A 17,952-nucleotide genomic window follows, 5' to 3' on the forward strand; every position below is an offset into this window, starting at 1 on the left:
ATTGACAGCTTGATGCCAGCTGCTTAGCATTATTATACCAATCGATATATAAATCAATTGGCCCGTAAAGGCCGCGTCAGGGTGAAGGGTTTATCCGACGCGGCTTAAATTTACCCATATTTATACCGATTGGTATATAAAGAGGCACCGTGAGTCAATCTCCCCCTTGTCGCAGCGAGTTATCGCCGCCGCGCGAAGGCGCGCATTTCCCGCTGGCGGCGCTGTTGGCGTTGGCCATGACGGGTTTCATCTGCATCGCTACCGAGACACTGCCCGCCGGCCTGCTGCCGCAAATCGCACCGGGTCTGCAGGTATCGCCGTCGCTGGCCGGCCAGATGGTGACGGCCTATGCGCTGGGCTCCTTGCTGGCGGCGATCCCGCTGACGCTCGCCACGCAAGGCTGGCGGCGACGCAACGTGCTGCTGCTGACCATCGCCGGATTTCTGGTTTTCAACTCTATTACCGCCTGGTCTTCCAGCTTTACCCTGACGTTGCTGGCGCGTTTTCTGGCCGGCGCATCGGCGGGGCTGGCCTGGAGCCTGTTGGCCGGTTACGCACGCCGCATGGTCACGCCGCAGCAACAGGGCAAAGCGATGGCGGTGGCGATGGTGGGCGCGCCGATCGCACTTTCTCTGGGCGTACCGCTCGGTACCTGGTTGGGGGCGGCCATTGGCTGGCGCGCGGCGTTTGGCGCCATGTCGCTGATGTCGGTGATATTGATGGCGTGGGTGGTGCTCAAGGTGCCGGACTATCCGGGGCAATCCGGCGCCAAACGTCTGCCGCTGCGCCGCGTGTGGCTCACACCCGGCGTTCGGCCGGTGCTGGCGGTGGTGATGTGCTGGATGCTGGCGCATAACCTGCTGTATACCTATGTCGCGCCCCTGGTGGCGCCGGCCGGGCTGAGCGCCCACGTTGACGCGGTGCTGCTGGTGTTTGGCCTGGCGGCGCTGGGCGGCATCTGGCTGACCGGGCGCACCGTCGATCGCCATCTGCGCAGATCGGTGTTGCTGAGCCTCGTCGTTTTCGCCGCCGCCACGCTGCTGCTGGGATTATCCATGCGCTCGCCGCAGCTGGTATGGGGAGCGGTGGCCGTTTGGGGGCTGAGCTTTGGCGGCGCGGCCACGCTGTTGCAGACCGCGCTGGCGGACAGCGCCGGCGAAGGGGCTGACGCGGCGTTGTCGATGAACGTGGTTATCTGGAACGGTGCGATAGCCGTGGGCGGTATGCTGGGCGGCCTGTTGCTGGGCCATTTCGGCGTGTTTTCCTTCCCTTGGGTGGCGCTGGCGATGGCGCTGATTGGGTTGGGGATCGCTTATTCGGCCAGCAGGCACGGTTTCCCGCAGGGGGAGCGCACGCTGGCCGGGTAAGCCGTCAGGCGTTGTCGACGCGTGGATTGGCGTGCGTCGGCTGGCTGGGGTAATCCACCTGATGTTTTTGCAGATAATCGCGGATCAGCTGGCGGACCACCTGCGAGGGGGTGACATCCTGCTGCAGGCACAGTTCTTCCAGGGCTTTTTTCTTGTCCGGGTCGATCAGTACGGTCAGCCGCGCCGTTTTCTTTTCCATCAGGATCCTCCAGAGAATGATAATTAAATGATAATACCACGTGGCCGAATCGGCCAACCACGCCGCATGGCCCGCGCTCAGTTGAAATGCAGGCGTTCTATTTTGCGCGACAGGTAGCCGAGATCGCAGCCGAAGATTTCGCCGCTGGTATGCGCCAGTTCGCGCAGCCGGCTCAACGGCAAGGTGACGCGCGCCGACGACGCGTAAATGATGACGTTGCCGCTCGGTGCGACGCAGAACAAGACGCTGTTAAATACCCGGTGCAAGCTGTGATACAGCAGGGTATCGGCGTTGGGTACTTCGTGATAGTTCAGCACCAGCCAGCCGCCTTCGGTCAGGTGGGCGGCGCAGTTTTCCAGGAAGCTTTGGCTACCCTGCTGCGGATCCATGGCGAAGGCCGAGTAGAGATCGGAAAAAATCAGATCGTAACGGCGGTTGCCGGCGTTGCGCACGAAATCCGCCGCGTCGGCAGTGTGCAATGTGACGGTGTCGGCGGGCGGCAGGGTGAAATAGCGCTGGGCCACCGCAATCACGGCGGCGCGCAGCTCGACCACCTCCAGCAAGACTCGCGGATCGCAGGCGTGCAGCGCGCGCACCAGGCTGCCGCCGCCCAGGCCGAGGATCAGCGCCGCCTGCGGCGGCTGCCACGCCACCGCCATCAACATGGCCTTGATATAGTTATGGATCGGCAACGCCGGGTTGCTGATGCTCATTTTGCTTTGTTCGCAAATGCCGTCAAAACGCAGCGTGCGGTAGTTTTTGTGATCGGAGACGATGATCTCGCCGCAATGGTCTTCCACCCGCGCAATCACCTGGCCGCGGGGAGAGAAATCAAGGGTGCTGAGTAAGCTGTCAACCAGAGACATAGTTTTGCCGTGGCTCCTTCAGAAAACGGTCTTTACTTGCGTGCGCACATAAAGTCGGCGGTGCAAATGCGCCGGCCATCGACGGTGGCAGTCCCGGTGAAGCGGGCGATGGCACCGCGCTTGCGCACAAAGTTCACCGTCATATGTACCCGATCGCCCGGGAGGGCGGCCTGATAGAAACGCGCTCGGTGAATGGCGGCGAAGTAATAATGCTCGCCCTCCTGCAAAGCCCCGAGGAAGTAATGCGCCAGCAACCCGGTGCTTTGCGCCAGGGCCTCGACCATCAGCACGCCCGGAAAAGCGGCGCCGGCGCTCCAAAATGCCATCTCGTTGGCGGTCACGTTCTTGATGGCGCTCAGCCGCCCTTCGGCGACGCAGGTTCCCTCGGGCAGTACGCGATCGATCAACAGGCAGGGATACCGGTGAGGCAGAATAGATTGGATATCCTGGAATTGCAGTGGTTTACCATTCAACGGCATGAGTGATTCTGATCCTGTCAGCGGGGCGAAACTGGCCTGGCGTGCGGCATTCCGTCCATGGTGAGTGTCATAGCATTATAATAAAATTATCATTGAATGTGCCAGGTGAAAAAACGCGCGTCGCCGGCATAGCCGTAGTCATGGGGGAGAGCGCCCGGCCGGCCGGCGGCCGGGCTAGCGGGCGGTCTTACTGCTTGTAACGAGTGACTTTGTCGAGATAACCCATCACGAACGCGGAAAGCACAAAGGTGAGATGAATGATCACATACCACATCAGCTTGTTGTCCGGCACGTTTTTGGCGTCCATAAACACCCGCAGCAGGTGAATGGAAGAGATGGCGACGATAGACGCGGCAACCTTATTTTTCAGCGAGGTGGCGTCCATTTTCCCCAGCCAGCTCAGCTTCTCTTTGTGTTCAGCGATATCCAACTGGGAAACGAAGTTCTCATAGCCGGAGAACATCACCATCACCAGCAGCCCGCCAACCAGCGCCATATCGACCAGCGAAAGCAGGGTCAGGATCATATCCGCTTCGGCGACGGAGAAAATGTTGGGCAGGACGTGGAGAATTTCCTGAAAGAATTTGATCGACAGGGCGATCAACGCCAGCGACAGGCCAAAATAGACCGGTGCGAGCAGCCAGCGTGAGGCGTACATCGCGTTTTCTAGCAAACGTTCCATCATAGTTATCTGAGTTTGTTACAAAAAGGGCCGACAGTATAGCTCAGGAGGGCCGGGAGAAATCAACCGGGATCAGGGGAAAAGGGCCGCCGGGGGAGCGGCGCTCCGCGAAGGGATGCGGCAATGAAGGCTTAATAAAGCGAGCGGAATAATAAAGCTATTTATTTAATTCATTAATAGTCCGACTTAACGAATATACTGGTGCGTTAATGAGGTATTTCGGCACTATGAAGGTGCATTATGGCCGGGGATATTTAACGGATTTATTAACGGTCATTTTCTTATAATTCGGTTTTAATTTAATTTATTGATATTTATCTTGTTTATTCATCCCGTTGCCGGGGTGGCATGATTGCTGCTTCCTGAGATTCCGCGGCTACCGCCGCACGACGTCAAAATTACGATAAAACGTAAATCGCATCGGTTCCGCCGCTGCGGCGCGGTAATGACATTCGCACTCGGGGAGAAATAAATAATGACGGTACTGACCGAATCGCTGCAGGCGAGCAAATACGGTAAATGGACCCAGCTGTTGCTCGGGTTGATTTGCATGGCCTCCATATCGAGCCCGCAATATGTCTGGACGCTGCTGACCGGGCCGCTGACGGCGAAACTGGGCGTGGGGTTGCCTGAACTGCAGGTGACGTTCTCGCTGCTGATTATTCTGCAAACCTTCTTTTCGCCGTTCCAGGGCAAACTGATCGACCGCTTCGGCCCGCGCCGGCTGATCTCGCTCGGCACGCTGCTGGCCGGGCTCAGTTGGGTGCTGTCGTCGCAGGTCAACGGCTTACTGGCGCTGTATGTGGTCTACGGCTGTTTGGGCGGCCTGGGCACCGGCATCGTGTACGTCGGCATCGTCGGGCTGATGGTGAAATGGTTCCCCGACAATCGCGGTTTCGCCGCCGGGGCGGTCGCGGCGGGTTACGGCATGGGGGCGATCCTGACCACATTCCCCATTTCCCTCTCATTGGGCAGCTACGGCGTGGAACAGACGATGATGGTCTTCGGCGGCGCGTTTGCGCTGGTGGGGTTGCTGGCGAGCCAGGGGCTGAGGGTGCCGGCCAATGCCGCCTCGTTGCCCGGCAGCGCCAGGCTCGAGCAGGGCAAACGTCAGTTCGCCCCGCGGGAAATGCTGCGGCAGCCGCTGTTCTGGCTGATGTTCCTGATGATGGCGATGATGTCCACGTCCGGGCTGATGGTGACCTCGCAAATGGCGGTTTTCGCCCATGACTTCGGCATCAGCGGCGCGGTGGTGTTCGGTATGGCGGCGCTGCCGCTGGCGCTGACCATCGACAGATTTACCAACGGGCTGACGCGGCCGCTGTTTGGCTTTATCTCCGACCGCTACGGACGGGAAAAGACCATGTTTATCGCCTTCGCGCTGGAAGGCTGCGCGATGACGCTGTGGCTGATGTGCCGTGAGGATCCGCTGCTGTTTGTGCTGCTGTCCGGTGTGGTGTTCTTCGGTTGGGGAGAAATCTTCTCGTTGTTCCCCTCTACGCTGACCGACACCTTCGGCAGCCAAAATGCGACCGCCAACTACGGCTGGCTGTATATGTCGCAGGGTATAGGTTCCATTTTCGGCGGCCCTCTGGCGGCGCTGTTGTATCAGCACACCCAGGGTTGGCACGTGGTTTTCGGCTGCGCGATTGCGCTGGACTTTATTACCGCCGGATTGGCGCTGTGGGTGCTGAAGCCCTGGCGTTCCCGCTTCATGCGCGCACAGCAACCCAACTGAAAAGTCTCCCCGGCGCCGCGCCGGGGAGGCGGTCAGGCCGTAATGCGTGTGGGTTTACGCGCGGTGCGAATCAGCAGCGCCACCGCCGCAGCCAGGGTGGCTAACGCCACCACGCCCGGCCAGCCGGCGCTTTCCAGCATCCAACTGCCCAGCGCCGCGCCGGTCGCCATGCCGATAAACACCAGGGTAAACAGGATGGCGTTCAAGCGGCTGCGGGCGGCCGGATCTATGCCGTAGATAATGGTCTGATGGGCCACCAGCGTTGCCTGAATACCCAGGTCGAAGCCGACGGCGCTCAGGGCGATCAGGGCCAGCTGCGCCGGCAGCGGCAGCCACGGCAGCAAAAACATCAGCGCAAAGGAAGCCAGCACCAGCGCCGCGCCAATTTTGGTGACGTAGTCAGGCCCGTGGCGGTCGGCCAACATGCCCGCCAACGGCGCCGCCAATGCGCCAGCGGCGCCTGCCAGGCCAAAGGAACCGGCCACCGCGCTGCTCAACTGATAACGCGTCGCCAGCATCACCGCCAACGTCGACCAAAAGGCGCTGAAGGCGATCGACAGGAACCCTTGCGCCAGCGCCGCCCGCCGCAGTTCGGGATAGGCCGCCCACAGGTGACCCAATGAACGCAGCAGCGCCGGGTAGCTCAGGGAGGTATTGGGTTTTAAGCGCGGCAATGCCCGCCAGATAGCCAGCGTGATCGGCAACACGCCCAACGCCGCCAGCGCATAAACGCTGCGCCAGCCGAAATACTCCGCAACCACGCCGCTGAACACCCGCGAAAGCAGAATGCCGGCCAACAGCCCGGTCATCACGGTGCCGACCGTTTTGCCGCGGCTGGCCTCCGGGGCCAGCGTGGCGGCGGCGGGAATGATGTCCTGCGCCACCGTGGCGGCCAGGCCGATCGCCAGGCTGCTGAGCAACAGCAGGGGGAAGGTGGAGGCCAGGGCGCACAGCAGCAGGGTCAGCGCCAACAGCAGGCCTTTAATCAGAATGATCTGCCGGCGATCGTGACGATCGCCCAGCGGCGCCAACAGCAGAATGCCCAGCGCATAGCCCATTTGGGTCAGCGTCGGCACCAGGCCGGTGTCGCTGACGCTGGAATGGAAAGCGCCGCCCATCATGCTCAGCATCGGTTGGCTGTAGTAGATAGAGGCGACGCTGAGGCCGGCGCCGGCGGCCAACAGAAACACGATCCCGGCGGAAAGGCCGCCGTGGGTGGAGGGGTGCAGACTCATGACTGTAATTCCTGACAAGGTTAACGTGCGGCTATTCTTGCCGCAGGCCCCGATAAACTGTAGCCCCGGTACAGGTAAAACTGTTATACCTATTACGTATGAATAAAATTAAATTACCCAATGGCGATCGTATAACCCTGCTGCAAACCCTGGTGCGCATCGTCGACAGCGGCAGCCTCTCGGCGGCGGCGTTGCAGCTGAACACCACGCAGCCTACCGTTAGCCGGCGTTTGCAGACGCTGGAACAGCTGCTGGGCGTTAAGCTGATCCAGCGTACCACCCACGCCATTAAGCTGACCGACGACGGCGAGCGTTGCCATCAGCATGCGCGTCGGCTGCTTGAGCACTGGCAAATCATGGAAGATGAAGTGCGCGGGGCGCGCGATGAACCGGTTGGCGTGCTGCGGGTGCGGGCGCCGCACGCCTTCGGCCAGGACCAGCTGATCGGGCCGCTGGGGGAATATCTGCAGCGCTATCGGCAAACCAGCGTGGAGTGGACGCTCAACGATCATTCACCGGATTTTATTCCCGAGGGCATCGACTGCGCGATCCACGTCGGTTCCGTCACCGACCCTTCGGTGGTGGCGGTGTTGCTGGCGGAGGTGCCGCGCAGCCTGGTGGCGTCGCCTGCGCTGTTGGCGCAGCGGCCGACGATCGCGACCCTCGGCGATTTGGCGCAGCTGCCGTGGCTGGCGTTGAACAGTTTCTATCGCAACGAAGTTACGCTGACGCACCGCGAGAGCGGCGAAGTACAGCGCATCGACATCGCGCCCAGGCTGAGCACCGACAGCCTGTATGCGGTGCGTAAGGCTGCGCTGGACGGCCTGGGCGTGGCGATAGTGTCATCCTGGGTGGTGAGAGAGGAACTGGCGCAGGGCAGGCTGCATACCCTGTTGCCGCAGTGGCAGGCTGCACCGCTGCCGATTTATCTGCTGTATCCCTACGCCAGCTATTATCCTGCGCGATTGCGCAAATTCATGGAACTGATGAAAGAAGTGATGCCGCGCATTCTCGGCACCCGGGCGCCCGCAGGCCGCTAAACGGGATCAGTGTTTGGCGGTTTTGCCGTCGTTATGGCCGAGAGCGCGGTCGGGGAAGCTGTGATCGCGCAGGCGCTGTTTCAGCTGCGCCGCATCGGGAAAGCCGCCGTCAATTTTGCGATCCCAAATCATCACGCCGTTAACGCTGATTTGATACACCCCGCCGGTGCCGGGCACCAGGGTCACGGAGGCGAGATCGTCGCCGAAGGTGCTGAGCAGCTCTTGCGCCATCCAGCCGGCGCGCAACAGCCAGTTGCATTGAGAACAGTAGAGAATGGTAACGGCAGGAGCAGTTTTCATCGTTGGGCAACCGGAAAATTAACGTTGCGCCTATCATCGGCTGCCGCTGCGGCCTTTGTCAATCCAGCCGACGATGGAGGGATATTGTTAATTATTTTTAATGTAATCATTCGAAGTGTTACTATTTAATTATTTGTTTTTACATAAGTATTGTTCGGCTTGCCCTCTGGCGCCCCAGTCACTACATTAACAATTGTACTTTTCAATTCAGCCAGAGGTAAACGCAATGAAAGCTGCCGTAGTGACGAAAAACCATACCATCGATATCCAGGACAAACAGCTTCGCCCGCTCAAGCACGGCGAAGCGGCGCTTAAAATGGAGTGTTGCGGGGTGTGTCATACCGATCTTCATGTGAAAAATGGCGATTTTGGCGAAGTGCCCGGCATTACCCTCGGCCACGAGGGGATTGGGGTGGTGACCGCTGTCGGTGACGGCGTCACCTCATTGAAACTGGGTGATCGTGCCAGCGTCGCCTGGTTCTATCAGGGCTGCGGCCACTGCGAATACTGCGTTAGCGGTAACGAAACGCTGTGCCGTTCGGTTAAAAACGCCGGCTACAGCGTGGACGGCGGCATGGCGGAAGAATGCATTGTGGTGGCGGACTACGCGGTGAAAGTGCCGGATGGGCTGGATCCGTTCGCCGCCAGCAGCATCACCTGCGCCGGGGTGACCACCTACAAGGCGGTGAAGATTTCCGGCATTCAGCCGGGCCAGTGGGTAGCCATCTATGGCCTGGGCGGGCTGGGCAATCTGGCGCTGCAGTACGCCAAGAACGTGTTCAACGCCAAGGTGATCGCCATCGACGTGAACGACGGCCAGCTGGATTTCGCCAAAGAGATTGGTGCGGATCTGACCATCAATCCGAAGAACGAAAACGCCGAAGAAATCATCCAGAAGCAGGTGGGCGGCGCGCATGCCGCGGTGGTGACCGCAGTGGCGAAATCGGCCTTTAACTCGGCGGTGAATGCGGTGCGCGCCGGTGGCAAAGTGGTGGCCGTTGGGCTGCCGCCGGAGAGTATGGATCTGAGCATCCCGCGCCTGGTGCTGGACGGCATTCAGGTGGTGGGCTCTTTAGTCGGCACCCGCGAAGATCTGAAGGAGGCGTTCCAGTTCGCCGCCGAAGGCAAGGTGACGCCGAAAGTGACTAAACGTCCGTTGGGCGACATCAATGACATCTTCGAAGAAATGAAATCGGGCAAAATCCGCGGCCGCATGGTGATCGATCTCACTGCGTAAAAAACAGGCCGCAAATGAGAAGGCCACCGCCAGCGGTGGCCTTTTGTTTATCAGAACAGCCCCAGCGGTTTGGCGTCGTAACTCACCAGCAGGTTTTTCACCTGTTGGTAGTGCGACAGCGCCACCTTGTGGGTTTCACGCCCGACGCCGGAATTCTTGTAACCGCCGAACGCGGCGTGAGCCGGATACAGGTGGTAGCAGTTGGTCCAGACGCGGCCTGCCTTGATGGCGCGGCCCATGCGGTAAGCCCGGTTGATGTCGCGGGTCCACAGCCCTGCGCCCAGGCCGAACTCGGTGTCGTTGGCCAGCGCCAGTGCTTCGGCCTCGTCCTTGAAGGTGGTGACGCCGATCACCGGCCCGAAAATCTCTTCGCGGAAGAAGCGCATGCTGTTGTTGCCGGTAATCAACGTTGGCTGCAGATAGAAACCGTTTTGCACTTCGTCGCCCCGGCTGGCGCGCTCGCCGCCCACAATAATCTTGCCGCCCTCGTTTTTGGCGATCTCGATATAAGACAGGATCTTGTCGTACTGCTGTTTTGACGCCTGGGCGCCAATCATGGTCTCGGTGTCAAAGGGGTCGCCCTGGCGAATGGCGGCGATGCGCGCCAGCACCTTCTCCATAAACTGCGGGTAGATGGACTCCTGGATCAGCGCGCGTGAAGGGCAAGTGCAGACCTCGCCCTGGTTGAAGAAGCCCAGCACCAGCCCCTCGACCGCCTTATCGATAAAGTCCGGTTCGGCCTGCATGATGTCTTCGAAATAGATGTTCGGCGATTTGCCGCCCAGTTCCACAGTGCTGGGGATGATGTTCTCCGCCGCGCAGGCGAGGATATGGCGGCCAACCGGCGTAGAGCCGGTAAAGGCGATTTTTTCGATGCGTTTGCTGCGCGCCAGCGCTTCGCCGGCCTCTGCGCCGAACCCTTGCACCACGTTGAGTACGCCCGGGGGCAGCAGATCGCCGATTTCTTCCATCAGTACGCTAATGCCGAGCGGGGTTTGTTCCGCCGGTTTCAGCACCACGCAGTTGCCGCCCGCCAGCGCCGGCGCCAGCTTCCAGGCAGCCATCAGCAGCGGGAAGTTCCACGGAATGATCTGGCCAACCACGCCAAGCGGTTCATAAATATGGTAAGCCACGGTGTTCTGGTCAATTTCCGCCGCGGTGCCTTCCTGCGCACGCAGGCAGCCGGCGAAGTAACGGAAGTGATCGACCGCCAGCGGCAGATCGGCGTTCAACGTTTCGCGGATCGGTTTACCGTTGTCCCAGGTTTCCGTCAGGGCCAGCATTTCCAAACGCGATTCGATGCGATCGGCGATCGCCAGCAGCAGGTTGGAGCGCTCCTGCACGCTGGTTTTGCCCCAGGCGTCGGCGGCGGCGTGCGCGGCATCCAGCGCCAGTTCGATATCCTTGGCATCCGAACGCGGGAACTCGGCGATCGGTTGGCCGGTCACCGGGGAGGTGTTGGTGAAGTAGTTGCCTGAAACCGGTTCGACAAATTTGCCGCCAATGTAATTGCCATAGCGCTTTTTGAATGAAACCAGCGAGCCAGGTAAACCGGGATGGACATATTTCATGTTGAGCACCTCTCTGCAGAAGAAAACTGGCGCTGTTGCATCGCGCCTGTGCATACGGCATTCCGCCGCAGGGAAACCAAGCATTGCCTGTGCCAAATTGCCCATCCGTTGAAAAAATAAAATTAATTCATTATTAATCAATTGATTAAATAAAACTCCACGAGCGGCACCGTGCTGAGAAAGCGCTTGGGGTATCCCCCGTGACCCTATTTTGTGTCCTGTGTCGCAACACCTAATACACAGGTGTGATACATATTTGCAACACTTTCCGTGGTGGAGAAGCGCATGCTGCATAAGAATCCGGCGGCCCATTCGGGACCCGCCACAGACGGCGACAACCGCTTGCTTCCCGGCCCATTGAACGAATCCTGGCAACGTAGCCGCCATTTTGGTTTGGCGCGCGGCGATAACCGCATTCCTTTGATCACACCGACGTTGCTCAACGAATCCCGCGGACAAAACGGCTGGGTGCCGCAACTGGCAAAGCCGCTTCTTGACCAGCTGGGGGCGCAGATTAACCGCCAGCCATCGATCCTGGTGATCTCGGACGCCGCCGGCCTGGTGTTGGAAACCTGCGGCAACGCCGACTTCCTGCACAAGGCGTCGCGCTTTGCCCTGGCGCCGGGCAACCAGTGGGGCGAACAGGCAAGGGGCACCAACGCTATCGGTACCGCGCTGGCGCTGGGCGCTTTCTGCGAAGTGAACGGTGATCAGCACTTTCTTAATCAAAACGCCGGGCTTTACTGCACCGCCGCGCCGATTTACCGCCCGGACGGGCAGATCGCCGGGGTGCTGGATATTTCCGCCCCGGCGCAACGGCCATACCGCGACGCGCAGCCGCTGATTTTGCAGGCCGTCAGGCATATCGAACACCGCTGGGTGAAAAACCGGGTAACCGCGCGCGACTGGGCGCTTAGCCTGCACGCCGACGCGCGGGTGCTCGGCAGCGCGCATGAGCTGCTGCTGGTGTTCCGCGATGAGCTGTTGATTGCCGCCAATCGCCTCGCCATGCAGGAGTTCAACCTTTCACCGGCGTCGTTCGGCGCCGTCGAATTTGCCAGCCTGTTCCCGGCAATGCCTCAGCAACCGTTCGGCGATCCGCGCCAGACGCAGGCGTTCAACCAGCGCCACTATTATTCGCTGCTGGAAGCGCCGCAGCGGCTTTCGGTCGCCGTCAGCGCCCGGGCGCCGCTGGCCGAACGGGACGACGCGGAGCACCACAAAGCCTTGCGCATCCTCAATGCCGGGCTGGCGCTGTGCATTACCGGAGAAACCGGCTGCGGCAAAGAGCACTTTAGCCGCCGGCTGTTCGAGCAAAGCCGCCGGCGCCGCGGCAACTTTGTGGCGATCAACTGCGCGGCGTTGCCGGAACAGCTGATTGAGTCCGAACTGTTCGGCTACGCGCCCGGCGCCTTCACCGGCGCCAACCCCAAAGGTTATATCGGCAAAATCAGGGAGGCCGACGGCGGCGTCCTGTTCCTCGACGAGATCGGCGACATGCCGCTGAGTTTGCAAACCCGGCTGTTGCGGGTGCTGCAGGAAAAAACGGTGACGCCTTTGGGTAGCCGCGTCGCTTATGCCGTCGATTTCTCGCTGATCTGCGCCACTCACCACGATCTGGCCCAGCGGGTGCAGGCGGGGGAGTTTCGTGAAGACCTGCTGTACCGCATTCAGGAATATAACCTGCACATCGCGCCGCTCAGGGAGCGGAGAAAGCCGCAGGACTTTATTGTGCTGCTGTGGCGCGAGCTGGGCGGCGAGAAACGCGGCATACGGCTGGCGCCGGAGGCGCTGACGATACTGGCGAGTTACCCTTGGCCGGGAAACGTACGCCAATTGCTGAGCACCCTCAAGGTGCTGCTGGCGCTGGCGGACGATCATGCGGTGATCCTGCCCGATGATTTGCCGCCGCAGATTGTTGCGTTGCCGAAAACGGCGCAGGCCAGCGGCGAGCAGGACGTGCTTGAGGCGATCAAACAGGCTAACGGCAACGTCAGTCTGGCGGCCAGGGCGTTGGGGGTCTCCCGCAGCACGCTGTACCGCAAGCTGGAGAAACGACGCCCGGCGGCAGTGCATCGTTAAAGCTTTAATGCGTTGATTTCGTCATCGCCAGGTTCAGCGGGCGGGTGAAAAAAGAAAAGGTTGAGCCTTAAGTAGCCCCGCAGCGCGGGGCTTTTTTGTTGAGTCAGTCCCCCAGGCCCGGCGGGTTGATTTCCGAGCGGTCAATCTTCTCGTCGCTTTCCGCCCAACGATCCAGCACTTTCAGGTAGCTGCCGTTGGCGATGGCGCTGTTGAGCGAGGCCTGCACCGCGTCTACCAGGCCGTTGCCTTTTTTCAGCGTGACGGCGATATTGGCGGTTTTCGGCCAACCGCCCGGCACGATGCCCACCAACCGGGTTTTGCCGGTCAATTTGGCCTGGTAAGCACCGGAAACGTTCGGCCCGAAGGTGGCGTCGGCGCGGCCGGACTGAATGGCCAGCGTGGAGGCCGCCTTATCGGTGACGTACACCGGCTGCAGCGCCGGCAACCCCTTGGCCTGGTTCTCCTTGTCCCACGCCAGCAGCACCGCTTCCTGATTGGTGCCGGAGTCTACGATGATCTTTTTGCCGGCGATGTCGGGCGCGGATTTTATCTCAGTGATTTTGCTGGTGGTTTTCACGTAGAAGCCCAGCGTATCCTGGCGATAGGTGGCGAAATCAAATTTGGTTTTACGTTCGTTGGTGACGGTGATGTTGTAGATGGCCGCGTCGTATTTCCCAGAGGTGACGCCCAGCGGCCAGTCTTCCCATGAGGTGGCCACCAGCTTGAGCTTCAGCCCCAGGCCGTCGGCCACCAGCCGCGCAATGTCCGACTCGCTGCCGATCACCGTTTTGTTGTCGCGGGCGTAAAGGCCGAAGGGCGGGCCGCTGCCCAACAAGGAAACCGCCACCGTTAAGGTGCCCGGTTCGACGAACTTGAACCCTGCGGGGATTTTGGCGATGGCCTGTGGGTTTGGCACGGTATGCACCGGCGTTTCATTTGCCACGATATCGACGCCCGGCGCGGCCTGAACGGCGGCGGAAAGGCTCAACAGCGCCGCAACAGCGGTTATTTTTCTGCTATATATCATTATGTTTTTTACCTTCATTATTATGCTGTGAGGCGGTTTGGGCACTATCTCCGATGGCCCTAAGTCTGTGAACTAACAAAATTAAATAACTAATCTTGGAAAAATCATGATGCGCGGTTTCCCGCTTTCAACGAGAGAATCTTCATGAGAAATATCGCCATTGTCGGCGCAGGGCAGTCGGGGTTGCAGCTGGCGTTGGGCCTGTTGGCCGCCGGCTATCGGGTTACGCTGATGACCAACCGCGACGCGGAAAGCCTGCGCCGCGGCCGCGTCATGTCCAGCCAGTGCATGTTCCATAGCGCGCTGGAAAGCGAACGCTGCAGCCAGCTCAACTTTTGGGAGGAGCAGGCGCCGCCGATTGAGGGCATCGGCCTGAGCATCGCCGATCCGCAAGGCGCCGGCGCGGCGGCCCTGAGCTGGCGCGCCGGGCTGGATAGCTACGCGCAATCCGTCGACCAGCGGTTGAAAATGCCGGGATGGATGGCGGCGTTCGAAGACGGCGGCGGGCGATTGGTGATTGCCGACGCCGGCGTTGCCGAATTGGAGCGCCTGAGCGCGGAACATGACCTGGTGCTGCTCGCCGCCGGCAAGGGGGAGGTGGTTAAGCGCTTTGCCGTCGATCGCGCGCGCAGCCGGTTCGATCGTCCGCAGCGCGCCCTGGCGTTGACCTACGTACATGGCATGCGGCCGATGGACGCCGGCGGGCAGATCAATTTCAACCTGATCCCCGGGGTGGGTGAATACTTCACTTTTCCGGCCCTGACGCTCAGCGGGCCCTGCGATATTATGGTATTCGAAGGGCTACCCGGCGGTGAAATGGATTGCTGGCAGGGCCTCGACACCCCTGAGCGGCATCTGCGGCAAAGCCTGGCCATTCTCAGGCGCTGGCTGCCCTGGGAAGCGGAGCGCTGCGGCGAGGTGGAACTGACCGACGCCATGGGAACGCTGGCCGGGGGCTTTACCCCCTGCGTGCGTCAACCGGTACTGACGCTGCCTTCCGGCCACCGGGTGCTGGGGATGGCGGATGCGCTGGTGCTAAACGATCCTATTACCGGCCAGGGGAGCAACAGCGCCGCCAAATGCGCCGCAATCTATCTGCAGCGGATCCTGGCGCACCGCGATGCCGCCTTTGACAGCCGCTGGATGGAAGAGACTTTTGACGATTATTGGCATTACGCGCGCCACGTGGTGAGCTGGACCAACAGCTTGCTGCAGCCGCCGCAGCCGCACGTGATGGCGCTGCTGGGGAGTGCCGCGCAGGCCGAGCCGCTGGCCGGGAAGATCGTTAACGGGTTTGACGATCCGGGCAGATTTGCGCCCTGGTGGTATCAACCAGAAGCGGCGCATCGCCTGATACGGGAGCATGACCCTGCGGGATAAAACCGGGGCAGGCGGCGTCAGCCGCCGATTTTTTCGCTGAAATAGGCCGTTTGCCGCAGCAGCGCCGGCACCTGATGCGCCTCGACCGCCTTGCTGAACAAATATCCCTGGCCAATGCGGTAGCCGGCCTCGTACAGCGTTTGGCGCTGCCGTTCGGTTTCTATGCCTTCGGCGATAAGGTCGATCGACAGTTTCTGCCCCAGAATGCCGATGCTCTCTACGATCGCCAATATCGACGGTTCGTCGTGCATGCGGTGAACAAAGCCACAGTCCAGCTTCAGGCAGTCCATGGGGTAGTCCATGATATGGCTGAAGGATGAATGGCCGGTGCCAAAATCATCCAGCGCGATCCGAATCCCCATTTCCTTCAGCATCCGCAAGGCGCGCAGAACATATTTGGACCCCTGCTTGTGAAATACGTGCTCGGTGACTTCCAGCTCAATCAGGTGGTGCGGAATGCGGAACATCAACAGCCGGCGCAAAAAAGCCTCGGCGTAGTTGTCGCGCAGGAACTCGATGGGCGAAACGTTAAGCGAAACGGGCACCACTTGCTCTCCGGACTCGATCCAGCGCGCCATGTCGGCAAAGACTTTCATCTGCATAGCGGCGCTGATCTTGGTCGCCAGTTCGTAGTCGTTGAAGGCTTCGAAAACCGTATTCGGCGTTTGAATGCCTCTCAGCGGGCAGTGCCAGCGCAGCAGGGCTTCAAAACCGATAATGCTGCCGTCGCACAGGCTAACCTTAGGTTGATAACTAGGCTGAATACGATTGTCACGTACTATTTGGCGCGCATAGTTAAGCTGCAAGGCGCGCTCTTTGGCTTTGTCCATCATCTTTTGGTCGAACAGGTAAACTCCGCCGCGGCCGCCATCTTTCAGCTCGTACAGTGCGGTGTCCGCGCATTTCATCAGTTCCGACGCGTCGCGGGCGTCTTTGGGGTAAATGGCGCAGCCAATGCTCATGCCGCACTGCAGCGCCTTGCCGCCCTGGGTAATGGGGGACTCAAGCTGCAGCAACACCTTGTTGGCGATCCGCACAATCTCTTGTTCGTCTTCCACGTCACTGATAACCACCGCGAACTCATCGCCGCCCAGGCGCGCGACAAAAGAGCTTTCATTCAGGCAGCCGCCGAGCCTTTTGGCCAGCACGCGCAGCAGATGATCGCCGGCGGCATGGCCAAGGGTATCGTTGACCAGTTTGAAATGATCGAGATCCAGCAGCACCAGGCCGAGGGACTTATTGGCGTGCAGGGCGCGTTTCATCTCCTGCTTTAGCTTCTTTTTGAATAACCGCCGGTTGGGCAAACCGGTCAGATCGTCATATTCACTGGCGATCAGCAACCGCTGCTCCACCACACGCTGCGAGGTCACATCGCGTGAGACGCACAAAATGTTGGTTATCGCGCCATGTTCATCGGTTACCGGGGTGAGAATATTGTCCCAATGCTGAGCTTTGCCGTGCGGGGTAATGCTCAAACCGGCAAAGCGGGCGTTTTTGCCGTTCAGCACGTTGCGCACCGCTTTTCGGCCGCGGCGGCGAACTTCTGGCGGCAGCAGCTCCAGCCAGGGCATGCCGAAGGTCTTTTGGTTTTCGTCGATGCCCAGCGCCAGGCTGCCGGAGCGATTCATGTGCAGCAGGGTGCCGTCATTGTTGATGACCTTGATGCAGTCGACGCTGGCATCCAGCATATTTTTCTGCGCGGTGAGTTCCAGCGCGTTCTGTTGGCGCTGCAGCGCCTGCTGATGAATATCTGTGGCGCTCAGATGCCAGCGCAAGGCGGAGAAGCCCCCATCCTCTCGGACATTAAAAGACAGCATGAACCAGCGATAGTCACCGCTGCGTTCGCGCAGGCGGGCTTCGGCGACGAAGGGAGAAAGGGCGCTTATCGCCTGCAGCCACTGCGCCTGCAACCGGGGATAGTCTTCAGGATGCAGGGCGTTCAGCCAGGCATCGGGGGCGCGAGCGCCGGCCGCCGCGCCGGTATAGTCGCGCCATAACGTATTGAAATGCCCGCTCTGATGATTACCGAAGCAAATGAGGCCAGGCAGATCATCAAAAATTTCATTATACATATCAATTGGATAGTTTTTTATGATTTGCTCAGATACCAGCGTCATGTGACATTCCTTCCGAAAATCGCATCGATTTTCACCCTAAAATAGCGCTCATCAATAGAGTTTTGCCAATGAGAACCAGAATTGCCAGCTGCACTGATAAAAATTAGCCAGAGAGAATGGAATATAATACGCAGCAAAACATTAGGATTATTCTTGTAATCTCAACGAAAGAGTCAGGATAAGCGGTGATTTTGTCGCACATTGCCCGGGCGAAGGCGGGGGATGCCTTGCCTGGCATTCTCCAGATCGGCGGGTTCAGCTTAGCGTTCCGCTATCGATAATGCGGAAACAATTAAATCGGGATCATTCTAATTTTTTAATACGCTGATTCAGGTGATAATAAGCGGCATCAACCTAAAAGGATGCAGGTGAACCCATGATTTTAACTCTAATCCCGCTAACTATTTTATTTTATATATCTGTGGCTTATGAATTTCACAGACTCAAGGCGCGGCGCATATATTCTTTCTATTTTAAGAAGAAAAAGAATAAAGAGCTGTTGAGAAACTTTTTAAAAATCATGCTATTCAGAGGATGAGGGCTTTCCGTCAAGGCGCCGCCCACGCAGCGTTTCAGCACCCGCTAATAATAATCCTACGCTCGTGAAATACACTGAGAACGCCAGCCGTACC

At 59.6% G+C, this 17,952-nt stretch carries 15 protein-coding genes; 6 read left to right on the forward strand and 9 right to left on the reverse strand.

Annotation, left to right across the window (positions count from 1 at the left end; all coding sequences use genetic code 11):
- The first annotated feature begins 236 nt into the window (after positions 1-236).
- Positions 237-1,367: an MFS transporter gene (locus KHA73_RS12060; RefSeq protein ID WP_234591257.1), complete on the forward strand. Its 1,131-nt coding sequence runs from the start codon at positions 237-239 to the stop codon at positions 1,365-1,367.
- 4 nt (positions 1,368-1,371) lie between these two features.
- Here the strand turns inward: KHA73_RS12060 and KHA73_RS12065 are convergent, their stop codons facing one another.
- The 4 genes from KHA73_RS12065 to KHA73_RS12080 form a co-directional block, all read right to left on the reverse strand.
- A complete protein-coding gene (locus KHA73_RS12065) occupies positions 1,372-1,566 on the reverse strand; it encodes a ribbon-helix-helix protein, CopG family (RefSeq protein ID WP_234591111.1) in 195 nt (64 codons plus the stop codon).
- 77 nt (positions 1,567-1,643) lie between these two features.
- Positions 1,644-2,432, reverse strand: coding sequence for a spermidine synthase (locus KHA73_RS12070; protein ID WP_234591112.1), 789 nt, complete (start codon positions 2,430-2,432; stop codon positions 1,644-1,646).
- A 32-nt stretch (positions 2,433-2,464) separates the two neighbouring features.
- Positions 2,465-2,911: a 3-hydroxyacyl-ACP dehydratase FabZ gene (gene fabZ / locus KHA73_RS12075; RefSeq protein ID WP_234591113.1), complete on the reverse strand. Its 447-nt coding sequence runs from the start codon at positions 2,909-2,911 to the stop codon at positions 2,465-2,467.
- A 187-nt stretch (positions 2,912-3,098) separates the two neighbouring features.
- Complete coding sequence (locus KHA73_RS12080) at positions 3,099-3,593, reverse strand: TIGR00645 family protein (RefSeq protein WP_234591114.1); 495 nt, start codon at positions 3,591-3,593, stop codon at positions 3,099-3,101.
- 475 nt (positions 3,594-4,068) lie between these two features.
- On the opposite strand from KHA73_RS12080, the gene oxlT reads away from it, so the two are divergent.
- On the forward strand, positions 4,069-5,331 hold the full coding sequence (oxlT, locus tag KHA73_RS12085) for an oxalate/formate MFS antiporter (RefSeq protein WP_234591115.1): 1,263 nt from the start codon (positions 4,069-4,071) through the stop codon (positions 5,329-5,331).
- Between the two features lie 32 nt (positions 5,332-5,363).
- Here the strand turns inward: oxlT and KHA73_RS12090 are convergent, their stop codons facing one another.
- Entirely contained in the window at positions 5,364-6,566 is a 1,203-nt protein-coding gene (locus tag KHA73_RS12090) for an MFS transporter (protein WP_234591117.1), read from the reverse strand.
- 98 nt (positions 6,567-6,664) lie between these two features.
- Between KHA73_RS12090 and KHA73_RS12095 the strand changes: the two genes are divergently transcribed.
- Entirely contained in the window at positions 6,665-7,606 is a 942-nt protein-coding gene (locus tag KHA73_RS12095; RefSeq protein WP_234591118.1) for a LysR family transcriptional regulator, read from the forward strand.
- Positions 7,607-7,612: 6 nt separating this feature from the next.
- Here the strand turns inward: KHA73_RS12095 and KHA73_RS12100 are convergent, their stop codons facing one another.
- Positions 7,613-7,906: a SelT/SelW/SelH family protein gene (locus tag KHA73_RS12100; RefSeq protein WP_234591120.1), complete on the reverse strand. Its 294-nt coding sequence runs from the start codon at positions 7,904-7,906 to the stop codon at positions 7,613-7,615.
- A 226-nt stretch (positions 7,907-8,132) separates the two neighbouring features.
- On the opposite strand from KHA73_RS12100, the gene adhP reads away from it, so the two are divergent.
- Positions 8,133-9,143, forward strand: coding sequence for an alcohol dehydrogenase AdhP (gene adhP / locus KHA73_RS12105; protein WP_234591122.1), 1,011 nt, complete (start codon positions 8,133-8,135; stop codon positions 9,141-9,143).
- A 50-nt stretch (positions 9,144-9,193) separates the two neighbouring features.
- Here adhP and exaC read toward each other — a convergent pair whose 3' ends face one another.
- A complete protein-coding gene (gene exaC, locus KHA73_RS12110; protein WP_234591123.1) occupies positions 9,194-10,714 on the reverse strand; it encodes an acetaldehyde dehydrogenase ExaC in 1,521 nt (506 codons plus the stop codon).
- 285 nt (positions 10,715-10,999) lie between these two features.
- On the opposite strand from exaC, the gene KHA73_RS12115 reads away from it, so the two are divergent.
- Positions 11,000-12,796, forward strand: a complete 1,797-nt coding sequence (locus KHA73_RS12115; protein ID WP_234591124.1) for a sigma-54-dependent Fis family transcriptional regulator — start codon at positions 11,000-11,002, stop codon at positions 12,794-12,796.
- A 103-nt stretch (positions 12,797-12,899) separates the two neighbouring features.
- Here KHA73_RS12115 and KHA73_RS12120 read toward each other — a convergent pair whose 3' ends face one another.
- Positions 12,900-13,823, reverse strand: a complete 924-nt coding sequence (locus KHA73_RS12120) for an ABC transporter substrate-binding protein (RefSeq protein WP_234591125.1) — start codon at positions 13,821-13,823, stop codon at positions 12,900-12,902.
- Between the two features lie 144 nt (positions 13,824-13,967).
- On the opposite strand from KHA73_RS12120, the gene KHA73_RS12125 reads away from it, so the two are divergent.
- Positions 13,968-15,203 (forward strand): styrene monooxygenase/indole monooxygenase family protein, encoded by a 1,236-nt coding sequence (locus KHA73_RS12125; protein WP_234591126.1) that lies wholly within the window; start codon positions 13,968-13,970, stop codon positions 15,201-15,203.
- Positions 15,204-15,220: 17 nt separating this feature from the next.
- On the opposite strand, the gene KHA73_RS12130 is transcribed toward KHA73_RS12125, so the two are convergent.
- Positions 15,221-17,320, reverse strand: coding sequence for a putative bifunctional diguanylate cyclase/phosphodiesterase (locus tag KHA73_RS12130; RefSeq protein ID WP_234591127.1), 2,100 nt, complete (start codon positions 17,318-17,320; stop codon positions 15,221-15,223).
- Positions 17,321-17,952 lie beyond the last annotated feature (632 nt).

It is taken from the genome of Serratia entomophila (genome assembly GCF_021462285.1).
Taxonomy (GTDB): Bacteria; Pseudomonadota; Gammaproteobacteria; order Enterobacterales; family Enterobacteriaceae; genus Serratia; species Serratia entomophila.